The organism is Polyangium sp. 6x1, assembly GCF_029946515.1.
In the GTDB taxonomy this organism is placed as follows: Bacteria; Myxococcota_A; Polyangia; order Polyangiales; family Polyangiaceae; genus Polyangium.
Window position 1 is genome coordinate 141909 of record NZ_JARZHH010000010.1, and the last position, 17479, is coordinate 159387.

Annotated in this window: 12 protein-coding genes; 6 read left to right on the forward strand and 6 right to left on the reverse strand. The window is 70.3% G+C overall.

What is annotated here, in order from left to right:
• Window positions 1–8: 8 nt before the first annotated feature.
• Window positions 9–2012 carry a VWA domain-containing protein gene (locus QHF85_RS13015; RefSeq protein WP_281327470.1) on the reverse strand — a complete coding sequence of 668 codons (2004 nt, stop codon included), beginning with the start codon at window positions 2010–2012 and terminating at the stop codon, window positions 9–11.
• A 129-nt stretch (window positions 2013–2141) separates the two neighbouring features.
• On the opposite strand from QHF85_RS13015, the gene QHF85_RS13020 reads away from it, so the two are divergent.
• From QHF85_RS13020 to QHF85_RS13045, 6 genes are all read left to right on the forward strand, one after another.
• A complete protein-coding gene (locus QHF85_RS13020; protein WP_281327471.1) occupies window positions 2142–4583 on the forward strand; it encodes an MMPL family transporter in 2442 nt (813 codons plus the stop codon).
• Between the two features lie 45 nt (window positions 4584–4628).
• The gene (locus tag QHF85_RS13025) at window positions 4629–5387 is read left to right on the forward strand and encodes a hypothetical protein (protein WP_281327472.1); all 759 of its coding nucleotides are present in this window, start codon (window positions 4629–4631) and stop codon (window positions 5385–5387) included.
• Window positions 5388–5526: 139 nt separating this feature from the next.
• A complete protein-coding gene (locus QHF85_RS13030; RefSeq protein WP_281327473.1) occupies window positions 5527–6945 on the forward strand; it encodes a hypothetical protein in 1419 nt (472 codons plus the stop codon).
• On the forward strand, window positions 6942–8309 hold the full coding sequence (locus tag QHF85_RS13035) for a hypothetical protein (RefSeq protein WP_281327474.1): 1368 nt from the start codon (window positions 6942–6944) through the stop codon (window positions 8307–8309). Before QHF85_RS13030 ends, QHF85_RS13035 begins: the two co-directional genes overlap by 4 nt.
• A 218-nt stretch (window positions 8310–8527) precedes the next feature.
• On the forward strand, window positions 8528–9178 hold the full coding sequence (locus tag QHF85_RS13040; protein ID WP_281327475.1) for a DNA-3-methyladenine glycosylase: 651 nt from the start codon (window positions 8528–8530) through the stop codon (window positions 9176–9178).
• Window positions 9179–9192: 14 nt separating this feature from the next.
• A complete protein-coding gene (locus QHF85_RS13045; protein WP_281327476.1) occupies window positions 9193–9630 on the forward strand; it encodes a hypothetical protein in 438 nt (145 codons plus the stop codon).
• Window position 9631: 1 nt separating this feature from the next.
• Here QHF85_RS13045 and QHF85_RS13050 read toward each other — a convergent pair whose 3' ends face one another.
• The 5 genes from QHF85_RS13050 to QHF85_RS13070 form a co-directional block, all read right to left on the reverse strand.
• Complete coding sequence (locus QHF85_RS13050) at window positions 9632–11458, reverse strand: EAL domain-containing protein (protein WP_281327477.1); 1827 nt, start codon at window positions 11456–11458, stop codon at window positions 9632–9634.
• An 83-nt stretch (window positions 11459–11541) separates the two neighbouring features.
• The gene (locus QHF85_RS13055) at window positions 11542–13533 is read right to left on the reverse strand and encodes a serine/threonine-protein kinase (RefSeq protein ID WP_281327478.1); all 1992 of its coding nucleotides are present in this window, start codon (window positions 13531–13533) and stop codon (window positions 11542–11544) included.
• 42 nt (window positions 13534–13575) lie between these two features.
• Window positions 13576–13971 carry an MAPEG family protein gene (locus QHF85_RS13060; RefSeq protein WP_281327479.1) on the reverse strand — a complete coding sequence of 132 codons (396 nt, stop codon included), beginning with the start codon at window positions 13969–13971 and terminating at the stop codon, window positions 13576–13578.
• A gap of 109 nt (window positions 13972–14080) precedes the next feature.
• A complete protein-coding gene (locus QHF85_RS13065) occupies window positions 14081–16162 on the reverse strand; it encodes a hypothetical protein (RefSeq protein ID WP_281327480.1) in 2082 nt (693 codons plus the stop codon).
• A 171-nt stretch (window positions 16163–16333) separates the two neighbouring features.
• Entirely contained in the window at window positions 16334–17476 is a 1143-nt protein-coding gene (locus QHF85_RS13070) for a hypothetical protein (RefSeq protein ID WP_281327481.1), read from the reverse strand.
• Window positions 17477–17479: the final 3 nt, after the last annotated feature.

The window sequence follows — 17479 nt, forward strand, 5'->3', positions numbered from 1 at the left end:
TAGGCCGGTCAAAGCGCGATCGTATAGCCCTGCCAAACCGCGTCGAACGCTCCCGGCAGCTCGATCTCCCACGCTGCTTCTTCCAGGCACGTGACGAGCTTCGAGCCCGCCTTCTCCCCGTCGATCGTCGCCCGCACCGAGACGAGCTCCTGGAGCGTCGATTCGAGCCCGACCGTCGCCTTTTTCCCCGCGCCGCCGCACGCCGAAAGCCCTCGCTCGAGCTCGCCCTTCAGGAACGCCTGCTTGTCGAACATCGAGATCTTGGGCGGCTTCGCGCGATGCCCGCCGAAGAGCCGCCCGTAGCCCGAGCCAAACCCCTGGCCGCTGCCCGAGAACTCCTCGATTCCCTCCGTCGAAGGACGCACGCCCGGCTCGATCGCGAGATAACTCGTCACGGGCGACACGGCGCGTCCCATCATCGCGAGCGGCATCATGTCCGCCTCTTCGATCGAAAAAAGGAGGCTCGAACCAAACACGAGCCCGGCCCACCTTCGATTCTCGGCCTCGTCCGACACGAGCACCCGACGCACGGGCGACGCCCAGAGTTCGCCCGTCACCTCCACGAACGGAACCTGCTTCTCGGACAAACGCAAATCCTCGAACGACGCGCCCTCCGTCAGCACCTCGGGAGCCCCGATGTCCTCCCGGGCGATGCCCGGCGCGTGCACCGCGAAATGGTCGATCCGCATCGGACGCGCGAGCTCCTCGTACACCTTGCGGGGCTCCTCGCTCTCGTCGACGATATTGATCGCGGTTTGCCAGACGAGCCCGCCCGTGGGCCGCGTCAACGTCGCCCAGGGGTGCGCGTCGTCGCGCGTGAGCGAGGTCGAGAACCAGTCACGGACCACACCGACGTGCAAGAGCGCGCCGCTCTTCGTGAGCTGCCCGCGGAGCCGCTCCGGCGTGAGCTCCTGCCGCGTGCGCGTGTCCGTCAAGGCGAGGATCCGCTTCGGCGTGGTCTCCGGCAATGCCGCGAGCAGCGCGTCCGCGCGGGAGAGCGCCTCGTCGATGTGGCTGCCGTTTCGCTGGACAATCTTCGAACCGTCGAGCCCGGCGAGCGCCTCGCGTACCGAGACGAACCCATTTTTCGGCGCGTGCACGGCGCGGTCGAACGTGATCACCGCCGCGCGGGCATTCGGGAAATGGGAGAGATACGCCCGCGTCATGGCGATCTCCGCCTCGACCTCATTCGAATCGAGCGATCGGGACGTGTCGAGCAGCACCACCACGTGCGCGCCGCGGGGCACGCGGGAGAGCGCGGGCGCCGCGTCGATGTGGAAACGGACGACGTTCTTCTGCTTGCCGAACGATACGGAAGCGAGCGCGCCTTCGATGGGTTTTTCGCTCGCGGGCGCGACCGAGAGGTCCATCGCGTCCTTCAGGCGGATCTGCGCCGGCGCTCTTTGACGCGTCTCGTCGACGAAGAGCGCCTCGCCCGCGACCATGGGCGACACCGTGGCCGCCGCGGGGAGCTGCTCCGTGCCCATGGCCGAGAGATCGAGGTGGTGACGGCCTTCGCGGTATTGCGTGGGCAGCCGCAGCGTGTATTCGATGGTCTTGTCCTCGCCGGGCGGGCAGGGGAAGACCTGCAGCGCGAGCAGGTCCTGGCTCCGCCACGAGAGCAAGGCCGGATCTTTCGGATAATACCCGCCGACGCCCGTCAACTCCCGATACCGCGCCGCGGCCTTCTCCGCTTCGAGCAATTCGCCGTCGTACCAGTGGGGTTTGCCGTCGAGCGTCGCCAGCGTGCGCAGCCCGACGGCCACGGCGCCGGACGGCATGTCGATGTAAAACGTCGCCTGATCGTGGCGCGGACCGCCATTGTGGACCGTGCGCCGCACGATCAGATCCGCGTGTCCGTGGCCGATGCGGATGTCGATCACGTGGGCCTTTTCGACGAGTTTGTCGGAACGCAACGAGCGCACGGTGTCGGCGGACGCGGCGCTCGTGGAGAGGAGGATCGAGGCGAGGATGGAAGCGGCGCGCGTGTACGAAACGAAGGAGGTCCGCATGGCGATGGACCCGACATCGATGGGCCCGCATCGTTCCCGATTTTTTTGAATTCTTCATCGAGCGGATCGATCTCGCCCCGGCGTACGTACGGCTTGCCGGGCGAGGGCGACCGGCGTATCGAAGCGCCGATGTCTGCTCCCGAGTCGACGGACCGCGCGGCGCCCGAAAAAAAGGGGCCGAGGCGCGCCGTCACGCTCGCCCTCGTCGGGATGACGTTGCTCGCGCTCTTCGCGGTCACGTTCCGGCTCCGGCTCGACCCGAACGTAGCGTCGCTGCTGCCCGATCAGGGCGAGGCCGCGGCGCTCCGGCGCTACGTGCGTGGCTTTGGAGGTGGTGACCTCGCCGTGGTCCTCGTCGAGGGGCCCGATCCAGAAATGAACGCCAAGGTCGCGGCCGACGTCGCGACCGAGCTCGGAAAGCGCCCGAGCGTGGCCCGCGCCGCCGATCGGATCGACACCTCGCGCGCCCTCGATCCCATGCTCCTGTTTCGCCACGCCGATCCCCGGGCGATGGAGCGTCTCCGCGGCGCGCTCACGCCCGAGGGCATGCGCGCGCGGCTCGCGGAGAGCCGGGCCATGTTGCTCGCACCGGGCAGCGGCGCCGTCGCGGAGATGCTCGCGGCCGACCCGCTCCGGCTCGGCCAGCTCGCCTATGAGGGCGCGGACATCGGCTCCGGCGTGCGCACGCAGGCGGACGGCGCGTTCGCCACCGACGACGGCAAGGCGCACCTCGTGCTCGCCGAGCCGCGCGGACAGGCCTTGCGGGGCGAGGACGCGCGCCGCTTCGTCGAGGACACCGAGGCCGTCCTCGCGCCGATCCGCGCGGCCCACCCCGAGATGCGGCTCGGCCTCACGGGTGGTCACGCCATCGCGGCGGCGACCGAGTCCATGCTGACGCGGGACCTCTCGATCTCGAGCACCCTCGCCATGGTGCTCGCGTCGCTCGTCTTCGCCTTGATCTTCCGACGCGTGCGAGCCCTCGTCGCCGTGATGCCGCCGCTCCTGCTCGGCACGGTGTGGACCGCGGCCGTGGCGGCGGCGCTCCCGCGAGGTTTGTCGGGGATCGCGGTCGCGTTCATGTCGGTCGTCGTGGGCGTGGGGGTCGACACGGGCGTGCACGTCTATGCGGCGCTGCTCGAAGCGCGGCGGGCGGGGCTCGCGCCTCGCGAGGCGGCGCGCGCGGCGCGGGCGAAGACGGCGCGCGGCGTGCTGTTCGCAGCCGGCACGGCGGCCGCGGCGTTCGGCGCGCTCGCGTTTTCGAGCATCGAAGCGATGCAGCAGCTCGGCCTGCTTTGCGCCGCGGGCGAGCTCCTCACGGCGGTGGCGATCGTGCTCGTCACGCCGGAGGTCGGCGCGTTCCTCGAACGAAACCCGCCGCCTCCGCCGGCGCCCGTGCGCTGGACCGACGCGTTCGCCTGGCTCTCGGGCACGCGCAGGCGCGCGGCGATCCTGGCCTTCGTCGCGCTCCTGCCCGTGGCAGCCGTTTGCCTGGGCGCGGCGCCGGGGTTGTCGGACTCGATCATCGCCGTGCGTCCGAAGGAGCTCGAACCGCTGAAGGTGCAGCAGGCGGTGTTCGATGCGTTCGGGGGCAAGCGCGGGCAATGGGTCGTGCTCGTCGCCGATCGGGACCTCGAGCGCGCGCGGGCGCGAGGGGATCGGCTCGCGGAGACGCTCTCGACGATGAAGGACGACGTCGAGGCGGTCGACGCGCTCACGGCGCTCGCGCCGGCGAAGGAGACGCAGGAGGCGCGCTTCGCGGCGCGGGACGCGCAAGATCTATCGGCGAAGGCGAGCGAGCTCGAAAAGGCGCTCGTGGAGACGGGGTTTGCCCCGGCGCGCTTTTCCGGCGCGCTCGACGCGATGCGCGCGCCCTCGCGCGACCTCGTGCAGATCGAGGACCTCCGCAAAGGCACGTCGTCGATCCTCCTGTCGCGCTACCTCGGCATGGACGACGGCGATCACCTCGTGGCGCTCTACGTGCGCCCGCGCGAGGTGCCCGGCGCGACGGCGCGGGTCGAGGAGGCGCTCCGGCGGACCGATCCGCAGGCGATGCTGACGGGGTATGCGCGCCTCGAAATCGTGCTGCGGCAGAGCCTCGCGCGAGATCTCCCGAAAATCGCGGGCGTCGCCGCGGTGCTCGTGGTGGCGGCGCTCGCGATGTCGCTCCGGCGCGCGCGCGACGTGGTCATCGCGGCGGTCGTCGTCCTCTGCGAGATCGCGGCGGTGCTCTTGCTCGTGCGGATTCTCGGCATTCCGCTGCATGCCTACGACGCGCTCGTCTTGCCTGTGCTGCTCGGCATCACCGTCGACGAGGGCATGTTCTTGCTTTATCGGGCCCGTCAAGCCGGACCCCCCGGCGTCGAACACGACGTGATTCGCGAGACCCTGCGGGACGAGGGCCCTCCCGTCGCGGCCACGGCGCTCACGACGGCCACGGGCTTCGCGGCGCTCGCGCTTTGCCGCTTCGACGGCCTCCGGGACCTCGGCCTCGTGGGCGCGCTCGGCAGCGTGGCGGGTCTCGTGGTCGCGCTCGTCGTCGTGCCCGCGGGGCTTCGGCTCTTCCGGGCGTGAGGTCTTCTCAGGCTGCCCGCGGGGCGGTATTCATGGTCCCCTGCCATGTCGCAACCCTCCAAGCTCATTGCGGATCGCGTCGCCATCAGCCGCACCGTGCTCGCCTCGTTGAACGAGCACACCCCCGAGATCGCGAAGGAGCTCGAAGCCGCGCTGTTCCCGGAGGGCCCGCCCCGCGACGTCACCGCGGCCGGATTCCTCCACGCGCTGCGCGACCTGCTCGCGCGCTCGACCGAGGCGATGTTCGCGGCCGACCTCGCCCACACGCGCGAGCTCGCGGACGACGACGCTCCGCGCGCGCTCGCCGAGGAGCGCCACGAAGTCTTGAAGGCCCTGCTCCTCTCGCTCCGCACCACGCTCGCGAGCACCTACGGCGTGCCCGTCGCCGCTGCGTACGGCATCCCCTCGCAGATCCCCGACGACCCCGAGGTCCTCCTCCGCGTGGCGAGCGCCATCGAGCGCCTCCTCCGGGATCGCCCGCTCGTCGAGCCGCCGAAGATCAAGAGCCTCGCCATTGCGCCGCTCGCCGTCGCCGAGGACCTCGGGTTCGCCATCGCGGACCTCCGGCGCGCGCTCGTGGACGTCGACCGCGAGAAACGCGAGGCCATCCTCTCGCAGAGCACGAAGAACCTGGCGATGGCCCGGTGGCTCTCCACCTACCACGGCGTCGCCGAGGCGGCGTGTGGCCTCTACGCGCTCGCGGGGCACGCCGCGCTCGCCGAGGGGATCCGGCCGACGGCGCGCAGGCTCGCGGGTTTGCCCGAGGAGGAAGACGCCGCGCCCTCGACCGAACGATCGCGCTGATCGGCCAGTAGCCACGCGCCCCCCGGTCGCCTATTCTGATCGCGTGGCCGCCCTGCCGCTACGCACCGAGGGGACGCGCCCGCGTGAGCTCGGGGGATTTGCTCCGCGCGGGAGGCTTTCGCATGTGGCGTTCGTCGCGATGACGACCCTCGCCCTGTTCGTCCCGCGAAACGGCGACGCCCAGCCGAAGAAGCCCCCGGCGCCCCCCACGCCTGCGCCGACGAACCCCGCCCCGACGAACCCTCCGCCGGCCCCCGCCGCGCCGCGCCCGCCGCGCGCCTCGGTCGCCCGCGTGGCGGAGTCGCTCGCCGCGGAGCTCGCGCCCGCCGCGCTTCTCCTGCCCGCGCGCGTGGTCGCCGCGCCGCTCGTCTCCGACACGCCGTCGCCGCGAGGCGCGGAGCTCACGGCCCGCATTGCCTCGCTCCTCGCGGGTCGCCTCGGCGCGGGCAGCTCCGCGCACCCGACGCCGCTCCCGCTCGCGGACGCACGCACAGCAGCGCGCGGCGAGCGCTCGCTCGTGCACCTCCTCGTGGAGATCCGCGGCGGAAAGCTCCGCGTCACGGCGGACGTCTTTCCTGTCCCGCGCTCTGTCTGGGCGCGCATTCGTGATCCCGAGCCGGGCCCCTTCGCGCACGCGTTCGCCGAGGCGCCGCTCGACGCCGAGATCCGCGGCTTCCTCGATCCCGTGCCGCTCGCGAAGGCGAACGTCACGCGGGGCCAGAACTTCGAGTCCGACGTCGTGGCCCTCGCGTGCGGCGACCTCGACGGCGACGGCGCGCTGGAGATCGTGAGCACGAGCCGCCGCCGCGTGACGACGTTGCGGCTCCGCGACGGCAAGGTTTTTCCGCTGCGCTCGCGCTCCTGGTCGGACCTCTCGCCGCTGCACCCGTCCCCGCTGCGCGAGCCGATCGGCCTCGCGGGCCTCGTCGAGAAAAAGGACGAAACGGGCAGCGTGGCGTGGTTCGCCGACGTCGGCGTGACGGATCGCGCGAAGGCGCTCCGCCTCGACGCCGAGCTTGCGGTCGTCGCGCCGCTCGCGGGTTTGCCCGTCTCGTCGAGCGACGCGAGCGGCTGCGCGCGCATCACGTCGGGGTGGCTCACGGGCCCGCTCGTGCCGTGTTTGCCCGGAGAAACCCCGATCGCGCCGGCCGTGGCGGGCAACTTCGACGTGCTCGCCGCGGCCTCGCTCGTGACGCCGCGGGGCCAGCGTTTCACCGTGCTCGCGGCGCGGAGCGAGCGGGGCGTGGTCGAGGTGCGCGACGACGCGGGGCACGTCGAGACGATCGCGGGCGCGGGCGCGCAGCTCGCGGTGGGCGACCTCGATCAGGACGGCGATCCGGAGATCCTGAGCGGGCTCGACGTGGCGAATGCGCTCGAGGACGCGGTCGTCGTGCGCACGTGGGCGCGCGCGGCGGCGGGCGAGGCGGGGCGACCGCGCGAGATCCTGCGCCTGCCGGCCGCGGCGGGCGTGCGCGCGCTCGCGGTGTGCCCGCCCGACGGCCCGGGGCGCGCGCCGTTCGTGGTCGCGACCGCGGACGAGATCTGGGTGGTGCGATGAGCGAAATGTTCGGCGGGGACAATCGTTTGTCCAGGCGCACGTTCCTCGGCGCCTCCGTGGCGAGTGCGCTCGTGGCCGCCGCGCCTCCCGCCGCCGCGCTCGGCCGCACCCCGCACGGCGGCCGTTTCTCGCTGCACCTGCCGTGGCCGACGCGCTCGATCGACCCGCACGACCTGCGCGACCCGGCGGCGGCGCTCTTCGGATCGGCGATCGCCGATCCGCTCTACACCCTCGACGCCGCGGGCCATCCGACCCCGGCGCTCGCGCAATCGCTCCCTTCGAAGGAGGCGCTCGGCACGGTCGTGCGCCTGCGCGAGGGCCTGCGCACGGCGCGCAAGGAGACGCTCGGCGCGGCGGACGTGATCTTTTCGATCGAGCGCGCCCGGGGCCGAGGCGCGGCGGGGCTGCTCGCGGAGGTCCCGAAGCCCACGCCTTACCCGAAGGATCCGCTGGCGGTGGTGTTTGGCGCGACCGACCCGCACAAGCTCGCCCGCGCGCTCGCTTCTCCGCTCGTCTCGGTGGTTCCGCAGAAATTCGATCCGAGCGCGCCGGACGGGACGGGCGCGTTCCGCGCGGAATGCGGCGAGCGTGGGCTCGTCCTGTCGAAAAACCCTTTCGCGGCGCGAGGCGCGGCGTTTCTCGATGGAATCGAGGTCGCGCGCGCGGACGATCTGGCGACGTCGTTACGACGATTCGAAGCGGAGCGGGACGACGTGGGCTGGCTCGGGCTCGGCCTGCACGGCGAACGAAAAGGCGCTGTCCGGTTCGACCTCGGCCGCGCCGCGTGGATCGTCTTGCAGATGGGCTCGCAGGCGGGCAGCTACGGCGCGCCTTCGGTCGCGCAGAGGCTCGTGGACGCGGTTCCGCCGGAGCGTTTGTCGCACCTCGGGCTCGGGCCATTGCCGCAGGCGTTTGGGGATCCGGGCTGGGGAGGGCCGCCTTCGGAATTGCTCGTCGACGAAGCCTCTGCGCACCTCGTCGAGGTGGCGCGGACGCTCGCGCCGATCTTGTCGAGGCCGGGGCACGAGGTGACGGTGTCGACGATTTCGCGCGTGGAGCTCGGCCGGCGCCGGGCGCGGGGGCAGGTGTCGCTTTCGATCGATGTCGTGCGACCGTCGCAGCCGGGCCCGCTCGGCGCATTGCTGTCGCTCGCGACCGCGGATGATCCGGCGCGGGCGAAGGAGCTCGCGATGAAGCCGCCGAAGCTCGCGCCGAATGCGTCGGCGCGGGCGCTGACGCATAGCTTGCGGGTCGGGGTGCTCGGGGAGGTTCGTGTGTCGGGAGGGCTCATGCCGGAGCTCGTGCTCGCGAGGGGCGGGGATGGGTGGGATCTGGGGGCGAGTTTTCGGAGGCGGGCCAAATGAGGCACGAATCTTCAGCTCGACACGAGTTGGCCGAACCCCGGCGTTTTTCCCGGAACGAGGTTTGGAGAGCGGAATCGTGCCGATCGCTGGCACCGACGCGCTCCTCGTGAAGAATGCGGACATGCTGGCGCTTTCAGCCGACGGACCCATCGACCTCGGCGGTTTGTCGCTCACGCGACCACGACAAACGACAGGTTCCTCGGTAAGATGACCGCTCCATGACCACGACCGCTCCCGATCCTCACGCCGAGGCCCTCCGCTTCCTCTCCGCCGCGGATCCCCGCCTCGCCGACCTCATCCAGACCGTCGGCCCTTGTCGCCTCGGCGCCGCCGCCCAGACGAGCGGGCCTTTTCATACGCCCGGATACTTCGAGGCCATCGTCGAGTCGATCGTCAGCCAGCAGCTCTCCGTGAAGGCGTCCGATACCATCTTCGGTCGTGTCCTCGCGATCGGCGGTGGAAAGCTACTCCCGCCCGCCGAGCTCCTCCGCATCGAGGAACAGGCGCTCCGGGCCTGTGGTTTGTCCGGGTCCAAGGTCAAGTTCATCCGAGACCTCTGCGAAAAACTCCTCGACGGCACGCTCGTGCTCGACGAGCTGCCCGCGCTCGACGACGAGGCCGTGATCGAGCGGCTCCGGCGCGTCAAAGGCATCGGGCGCTGGACCGCGGAGATGTTCTTGATCTTCCGCCTCGGCCGGCCCGACGTGTTGCCCGTCGCGGACCTCGGCATCCAGAAGGGCATGATGAAGCTCCACGGCCTCCGGAAGGATCCGACGCCGGAGCGAATGGTCAAGCTCGCCCGGCCCTGGAGGCCTTATCGATCGATTGCTTGCTGGTACCTCTGGAGGCTTCACGAAACCAAAAAATGACGGAGAGACGAACCATGGCTTTTCTTGCGAAGATTCCTTTGCGTGGTCTCCTGGCCATGACGGCCGGCCTGCTCCTGTTCGTGGCCTGCAGTGACGAGGGCGGGAGCACTTCCGACGGCGGCGGAGGCACGGGCGGCTCGCTCGCAGGCGCGAAGAAGCGCTGTGGGCAGGACGTAGGCTGTCAAGCCGGCGAGACGTGCAAGCTCTCGTTCATCGAATGGGGCTACGAGTGCTCCTGCGAGAATGGCAAGCTCGTCTGCGACGCCTGGGCCAGCGCCGCCGGCCCGCCCGCCGCGCCGCCGACCGATCCCGGGATCGAATGCGTCGAATCGTATTGCCAGGACAACGACCTCGCCTCGTCGTGCTCCTTCGCGAGCGCCACGTGCAACTACGAGGTCATGTGCAATTTGGGGTCGGGTATGACCGAGTCGGTCACGGGCGAGTGCCCATAGATCACTTCCCGTTCGGGAGCACCAGCGTCGAAAGCACGTCGCCGATCGGCTTGGGCTTTCCGTAAAGCCAGCCCTGGGCATAATGAATGCCCATGTTCGAGAGCATGTCCGCCATCGGCTGCGTCTCGACCGATTCGGCCACCGTCTCGATCCCCAGCATTCCGCCGATGCGCTGCACGCTCTCGACGATCGCCCGGTGGAGCGGGCTGTCCAGCATGCTCCGCACGAACATGCCGTCGATCTTGACGTAATCGACCGGCAGGCTCTCCAGGTACCCGTAGGACGCGTGCCCGCTGCCGAAATCGTCGATCGCGAACCGGCAGCCCATCGCCCCGAGCTCCTGCATCATCCAGAGCACCTCCTGCAGGTTCGCGAAGGCCGCCGTCTCCGTGATCTCGAAGCAGATCTTCGTCGCCGGCACCTTGTACTTGCCGAGCTGCTCGACGAGGAAATCGAGCAGCCCCTCGCGAAGGAGCGAGAGCGCCGAGAGGTTGATCGCGCACGTGTGCAGGTTCTTCAGCTGCTCCTTCGGCAGCGCGCCGAGTGTCGCCAGCGTCCTCTGCACGACGTACCGGTCGATCTCGTCCATCATGCGGCTGTCCTCGGCCGCCTGAATGATCCCGACCGGCGACTCGAGCTGGCCCTCGTCGCCGACGACACGCACGAGGACCTCGAAATGCAGGCCCCGACGCTTCGTCGGCGGCAGCGCATGGATCTCTTGCGCGAAGAGGCGCAGCCGGCCGTCCGCGAGGTGGCGCTGGATGCTCGCGACCCACTGCATGGCGCGTCGGCTCCGCGCCATGTCCTGGTCGTCGTTCATGTAGATCTGCAAGCGCCCGCGGCCGCTGTCCTTCGCGAGCCGGCAGGCCTGATCCGCCGCCCCGAGCACCTCGGCCGCGCGGTGGAACTCGCCGCCGAACGGCACGAGGCCCATGCTCGCCTCGACGGGGAACGTCTTCTTCTGCCAGCCGAAGCGGAACTCGTGCAACGTGCGCTGGAGCCTGCGCACGACCTGCTCGGCTTCGAGCGTGTCGCGTCCGTGGAGCATCACCACGAACTCGTCGCCGCCGATCCGGCCCGCCGCGTCCTGCGGGCCCATGATCTCGTGCAGGCGCGTCGCGACCCACTGGAGCAGGTCGTCGCCCGCGTCGTGGCCGCACGTCGTGTTGACGAGGCGGAAGCGGTCGAGGTCGAAGTACACGAGCGCGTGCCGCACGCCGCGCTCGCGGCTCAGCGCGAGCGCCTGCTCGATGCGCTCGGCGAAGGCGTGCCGGTTGAGCAGGCCCGTCAGCGCGTCGTAACGCGCTTGCCGCGCGATCTGGAGCGAGAGGAGCTGCTCGACGTTCGCGTCGCGGAACACCACGAGTTTGCCCGCGCGCTCGGGCGCGCCCTCGCCCTCGCCCGTGGCGATGCCCGTCGTGTGGCGGATCGCCACGATCTGCCCGTCTTTCCGCTCGAGGAGGGCCGTGTGCCCGAGCAGCCCCGCGGGGAGCTGGCCGCTCACCGGGCCCTCGGACGGGAACGGCGTGGGCGGCGAGACGGGCCGCACGCGGAAGACCTCGTCGAGCGGCGCGCCGCGCTTCTCCTCGAAGCTCTCGCCCGTCAGCCGCTCCGCGGTCGCGTTCATGCGCACGAGGCGCCCGTCGGCGTCGGCTTCCATGAGCGCCACGCCGAGCTCCGACAGGCTCGCGTCGAGCCCGAAGAGCGGCGCCTTCGGCAGCCACGAGCGGGTGCGCCACTCGCGCGTGTCGCGGCGCTCCTCGTCGTCCTCTTCGAGGTCTGCCTCGATCTCCTCGGGCAGATCGTTTTTCGTATCTGAGCTCGTCACGTTGGCCAATACTACCTATAGCGAAAGCCGAGCGTTTCGTCGCCCGCCAAATTCCGAGCGTGGCAGGCCCGCCGTGGCCGGCGTCATTGCTTCACTTCGAACTCGACCTTGGTCACCTTGAACTCGGGCGCGCGTAGCTCCTTGGATCGCGTGGAGCCCGTGGGCATGCGACAGAAGATGCGTTGCTTGCCCGCCTCCACGACGGCGTCGACCGGCGTCACACCGTAGTACACGCCATTGACGGTGACCTTGCAGGTACCTCCCTTGGAGCGGATCAGGAGTCGCCCGTGGCCCTTCGGGATCGGCTTCCAGCCCGACGGGCGCGGCGCCTGCGTCGCGCTCGGCGCGGCCGCGGGCTCGTCCGCGAGAATCTCGATCGGGCTTTCGTCCGGGACTGCCGCCGCCATCTCGTCCGGCGTGAGCGCCGTGCCCGCCGCCGTGGCCGCCCCCGCCGAATCCGGCGACGTCGTCTCGGGCGGAGTCGTGGCGGCTTCCGGATCGGGCGAGCGTCGCGACGCGATGAGCACGATCGCGAGCAAGAGTCCCACGACGAGCACGCCGATCACGGCCGCCTGCACCTGCCGGGTTCGTCGGGACGCACCCGGGTCGAGGGGGCTCGGGGCCGGCGCAGAGGCGCCCGGCGGCGGCGGGAAGGGCGCGGCCGCGGGCGGCAACGGGGACGGGGCAGGGGCCGGCGCGGCCGAGGCGTCCGCAGGCGGCTGCGGCGTGGCCGTGGGCGGGAACGTCGGCATCGAGACGGGCGGCGCGGTGGGGCCTCCCGGCACGAGCTGCGGGGGTGCGTCCGGACCAACCGTCGCCGTGGGCGGCGTGAAGGGCGGCGCGACCGCGGGCGGCGTCGTCGTGGGGCCGAAGCCTTGCGGCGCGGGCAAACCCCGCGAGGAGGGCGGCGGTGCGGCGACAAACGGGGTCGCTGACAAACCGGGCGAGGAGGGCGGGCCCGCGGGCCCGAACTGCGGCGCGGGCAAACCCGGCGAGGACGACGGCGCAGCGGGCCCGAACTGCGGCGCGGGCAAACCGGGCGAGGACGAGGGTGCAGCGGGCACCGCTGGGGGGTGTGGGGGGCGCAGTGCAGCCGCAGGCTGCGCGAGCCCCCCACCAAGGGGAGGTGCAACCGGCAGCGGCGTGCCCACGGCGTTCACGCTGGGGAGCGAGGCCCGCGGGGCCTCCTGCGGGCTCGGGGCCGCGGGCGCCGCCGGCATGCCGCGGCCGCTCGCGACCGACTGGAACGCCTCCGCGAGCTCGCGCATCGACTGGAACCGATCGTCCGGGTTCCGCGCGAGCGCCCGCTGGAAGAACGCGTCGATCGCGGGCGGCAGCTCGGATGCGAGCGTCGTCGCCGGCGGCAGGCGCGCGGAGAAGACCTGCACCATCACCTCGGCGAGCGTGTCGCCGGGGAAGGGGATCTTGCCCGTCAGCGCGCGGTAGAGCACGACGCCGACGGACCAGAGATCGCTGCGCACGTCGGTCTTCTTCGAGCTCCGGAGCTGCTCGGGGCTCATGTAATGCGGCGAGCCCATGAGCTCGCTGGTCTTCGTGGCCTCGCCGAGGGACATGTCCGTCTCCTTGGCGATGCCGAAGTCGAGGATCTTCACGACCTCGACCTCGTCGTCGTCGTCCCGCGCGAGGAAGACGTTGCCGGGCTTGAGGTCCCGGTGGACGATGCCGGCCTCGTGCGCCTTGCGCAGGCCCCGGCTCATCTGCTGCACGATCGGCGTGAGCGCCGAGACCGAGAGCCGGCCGTGCGTGAGGATGCGGTCCTCCAGGCTCTCGCCGCGGAGCAGCTCCATCACGAGGTAGGGCGTGTCGTCCTCGATGCCGTAGTCCTGGACCGCGACGACGTTCGGGTGGCGCAGGTGCGCCGCCGAGCGGGCCTCACGCTCGAAGCGCGCGCGGGCGGCCTGGGACGCGGTCGACTCGTTCGAGATGAACTTGATCGCGACGTCGGTCTGGAGCGTGACGTGTCGCCCGACCCAGACCGAGCCCATGCCTCCGGATGCGAGGGGCCGCTCCAGGCGGTATCGACCCGCGATCACGGTCCCCGGCGCAAGCAACATCGAACTCTCCGGCCCTCCTCGACGCGGTGGACCCGGAGCCTATCACAGGAGGTTCTGGATCACGCCGTAGATCGATCCGATGAGCAGGCCCACATAGGCGAGCATCGCGAGCCCGAAACCAGGCCCACGCTTCTCTGCGGCCTGGTAGTAGCCCCACGCGTAGAGGATCCGGCCGAGGACCCAGACGCCGCCGAGCCCCGCCGCGAGCTTCGGGCTCGTGAACAGGGCGCAGAGCCACAGGGCCGCGAAAAACGGAGTGATCTGCTCGACCGTGTTCTGCTGCACCCGCAGGACGCGCTCGAAATCGGGGTTCCCGGAGGTCTGGGGGACCGGGACTTTGTATTTCGCGCGGGCGCGCCCGACGTTGAGCGTGAACACGAAATACGCCACGAGCGCGGCGATCGTCGTCAATGCGGGCAGGGCGAGGTCTTTGGACATGAAAAGGACAGGCTCCCCGGCGCTCGTTCGGCCGGAGGCACCTTGTACCGCGGCGCGGGCCCCGGGGGGAAGCCCCGCGCGGGTCCGCGCCGCGTGCGCGCGAGCGAGATCACGGATTGAAGGCGGCGCCGATCTTCTCCCAGACGGCCGGCGCGACGCCGACCTCGAGGTGGCCGAACGCGACGCCCTCCTGCTTCGAGCGCGCGGCCTTCGCGTCCGCCGGCCAGCCCTGCGTGAGCTGATCCCGCGCGGCGATGCTGACGTCGAAGAGCACGCCGTCGCCCTTCGGATCGCAGGTCGGGCACTCCATGCCGTCGATCTCGAAGATCGTGCCGGGCGCGCCGGGCTTCTGGCCGTGCACCACGTAGAGGAAATCGAGGGCGGGGCTCAGGCCGTGGCCCTTCAATCGCTCGATGAAGTTGCCGCCCATTTCCATGACCGCGTCGATGCCGATGCCGTCCATCAGCGTGTACGTCGCGTAGCCGAGCGAATAATCCTCGGCGTGCGTCACGTCGTAGTAGCCGTGCTTCGCCTTGCAGGGCGAGGTCTTGGGATCGTAGGAGGTGGCGCGGCAGGTGATGTGCGCGTCGTCGTCCTCGATCCATCCGGCGGGGACGCCCGCCGGGTTGTAGGCGAGCTTGTACGTGTTCACCCAGGCGCGCCACTTCGATTCGTCGGTGTCGAGCTCGGACCAATCGTACGAGACCGGATCGTCTTGCCGGTTCGGCAGCGGATAGAACTTGCGCAGGTCGTAGGCCGTCTGGAGCTGCCCGAGGTAGGCCGAGACGTACGCGCCGGACTCGTCCATCGAGCCCCACATCGCGTGGTTGTACTGATCGAAATCGAAGTCCGCGCCGCTCACGCCCTCGGCCACGTTCAGGGCTTCGAGGCTCTTGTCGGAGACGGGTTTGCCCTCGGCGTCGAGGCCGGTGATGTTCGAGGTGTAGATGCGGGTCCAGAAATCGGGCCACATCGCGCCGCGGTTCTCGCAGGCCGAGTAGGCGTACGGGTTCGGGAAGATCGAGTTCGGCCCGGCGGCGTACCCGAACGTCACGCATTGCACTGCGCTCATCCATCCCCAGGTCACCGGGCCCTGGCCGATCGGCGCGGCGTCGGGCGTGCTGTAGATGATGAGGTTGTTGAACGGATGCCGGAAGTTCAGGTCGATGCCGAGGTGCGGGCCGGAGAGCGCGACGTACGTGCGCACGTCGTTGTGGAAGGGGGGCACGTTCTTCGCGGTGTCCGCGGCGACGCGCTCGAAATGCTTTGTGCCCCAATCCTTCCAGCTCGAAACATTCGAGAGGTAGAGGTCGGCCGCGAGGACGCCCTTGCTCCAGGCCACGACGTCGACCTTGGGCTGACCCACGAGCGCGGAGACGCGGCGGATCACGTTCGCCAGGTTCGTCGCCTGGTTGAAGTTGTCGCCGTGGAACGTGCCGAACGTGAGCGCGTACGTGCAATGCCCGCGCTCCTCGAGCCATTGCACGAAGCCGGTCTTCTGCGCCGTGTCCGGGTAGGCGTTGCCCGCGCCGTCGTCGCCGCCGGGCAGGAGCCAGACGTTGCCGTTCTGCATGGCGCCGTGCACGAGCAAGACGGGCGGCTTCGTCGTGTCACAGGAGAGCGACGCCGTCTTCGGGCCGTGGTGCAAAAGGACGAACCGCGCCTCGGGGCGCATCGGCCCCTTCTTGCCGCAGGCCGGCGCGCCCGATTTGCCGACCTCGCCGGCGCACGCGTCCTTGTAATGGATGTTGAAGCCGTCGACGAGCTCTTGGTTCAGCGCGCCGAAATACGTCTTCAGCTTGTACGTGTCGTCCTCGAACGTGTCCTCCCAGCGGAGCTTCTGCGTGCGGACGTTGTAGCCCTCCGTGCGGTAGCGCTGGAGGCCCTCGACGAGCTCGATTTTGCCCCAGGACCAGGACGGCGGGGTGATCTCGCCGACGACGCGGTAATCGTCCGCATATTCGCCGGCCACGGGCGGATCGAAATAGGCGTCGTACGCCGGATCGAACGGGTCCGCGGGTGGATACGGCCTGTTTGCGCCTTCGCCGCCGAAGCCGCCGCCGCCGGGGCCATTTCCGCCCGAGGCTCCCTGGCCGCCCTGGCCGCCCGTCGCCTCGGGATCCGGTGTCGGCCCGCAGGCCGCCGCCAGAAGCAAGAAAAGCACGCCCACGGAAACCTCACGCAACGCCATGGCAAACCTCCACCGAAATCGTATCGAGCGTAGGCGCGCGGGCACGGGAAGGCAAGCGTCGTCTGCGGCGGTGCAACACACACCGGAGACACGAGATCAAGGTTACGATGCGGGAGCGGTGAGGGAAATTGCTGCGGTGCAGCAGGGGGCCGGGCGAGGTACGCGGCGGCTTTACTCGGTCTTGCCGAGGGGGATACGCACGAGGCCGGGGATGCCGCCCTTGTTGTACGTGGTGTGCGCCGAGTTCGTGATGTAGAGGTAACGGCCCTTGCTCGTCACGCCAATCGCAATGGCGGAGGGCTCGTACAGCGCGGTCTCGGCAAGGACCTGATTGCCGCCAATGAAGCCGATGCGCATGATCTTGTCGAGGCGCCGGGACGCGACCGTCAAGCTGACGGTCGCGGGATCCTCGACGACGGACTCGGCGCCGCCGAGCAATCCGCAGTCCGGGCCCGCGACGTTGTCCGGGAGGATGCTACCCTGCTGGCCGTCGAACGTGCCCTCGAAGATGATCGCGCGGTCGCCGTTCGTCGCGTAGAACGAGTTGCCCGAGAAAAACACGCTCGTGATGCCGTACGGAATGCCCTCGCCATACGCGCACGCCGACATCTGGTCGCCCGAGTAGACCTGGCCGACGCCCGGATCGGAGGTGCTCCCGTCCGGCCCGACGATATAGAGGCGCGCCGCGGTCGGGACGGAGACGAACGCGGATCCCGAGGAATGGAACGCGATGTGTCGCGGATAGCTCATCGACGGGTCCGAGCTCCAGAGCTCGGCCGTGCCGCCGCCCGGGGGGAACCTGTAGATGCCCGGCATGGCCTGCCCCGGGTCGTCACTCTTCACCGCGACGTACACGCGCTTGTTCGCGTCGATGCCGACGCCCTGCGGGAACACGACCCCGATCGGCCCCGGAATCGTGCCGTAATCGCTCACGGCGCCGGTCTCGAGGTCGACCTTCACGACCTTCGGGTTCACGGAGTAACTCACGTACGCCGTGGTCCCGTCGATCGCGATGCCCTCCGGCAGCTCGCCGTTCGCAGGGTTGAACTTCGCGACCTCCTCGGGCACCACGGGATAAACGATTTCGAGAGCAGAGCCGCCGTCGCCGCCCGTGCCGCCGTTGCCACCCGCACCGCCGGAGCCGCCCGCCGCGCCGGAGCCGCCGTCGCCGGAGCCGCCGTCGCCGCCGGTCGGGTTGTTGTTCGAGCCGTCCGCGCAGGCCACGGCGAGCGAGGCGAGCGCGATGCCGAGGCACGAGAGAACCACGCGCCCGAACGAGCGCTCGATCGATTGCCGATCGTCCTTCGATTTCATGAA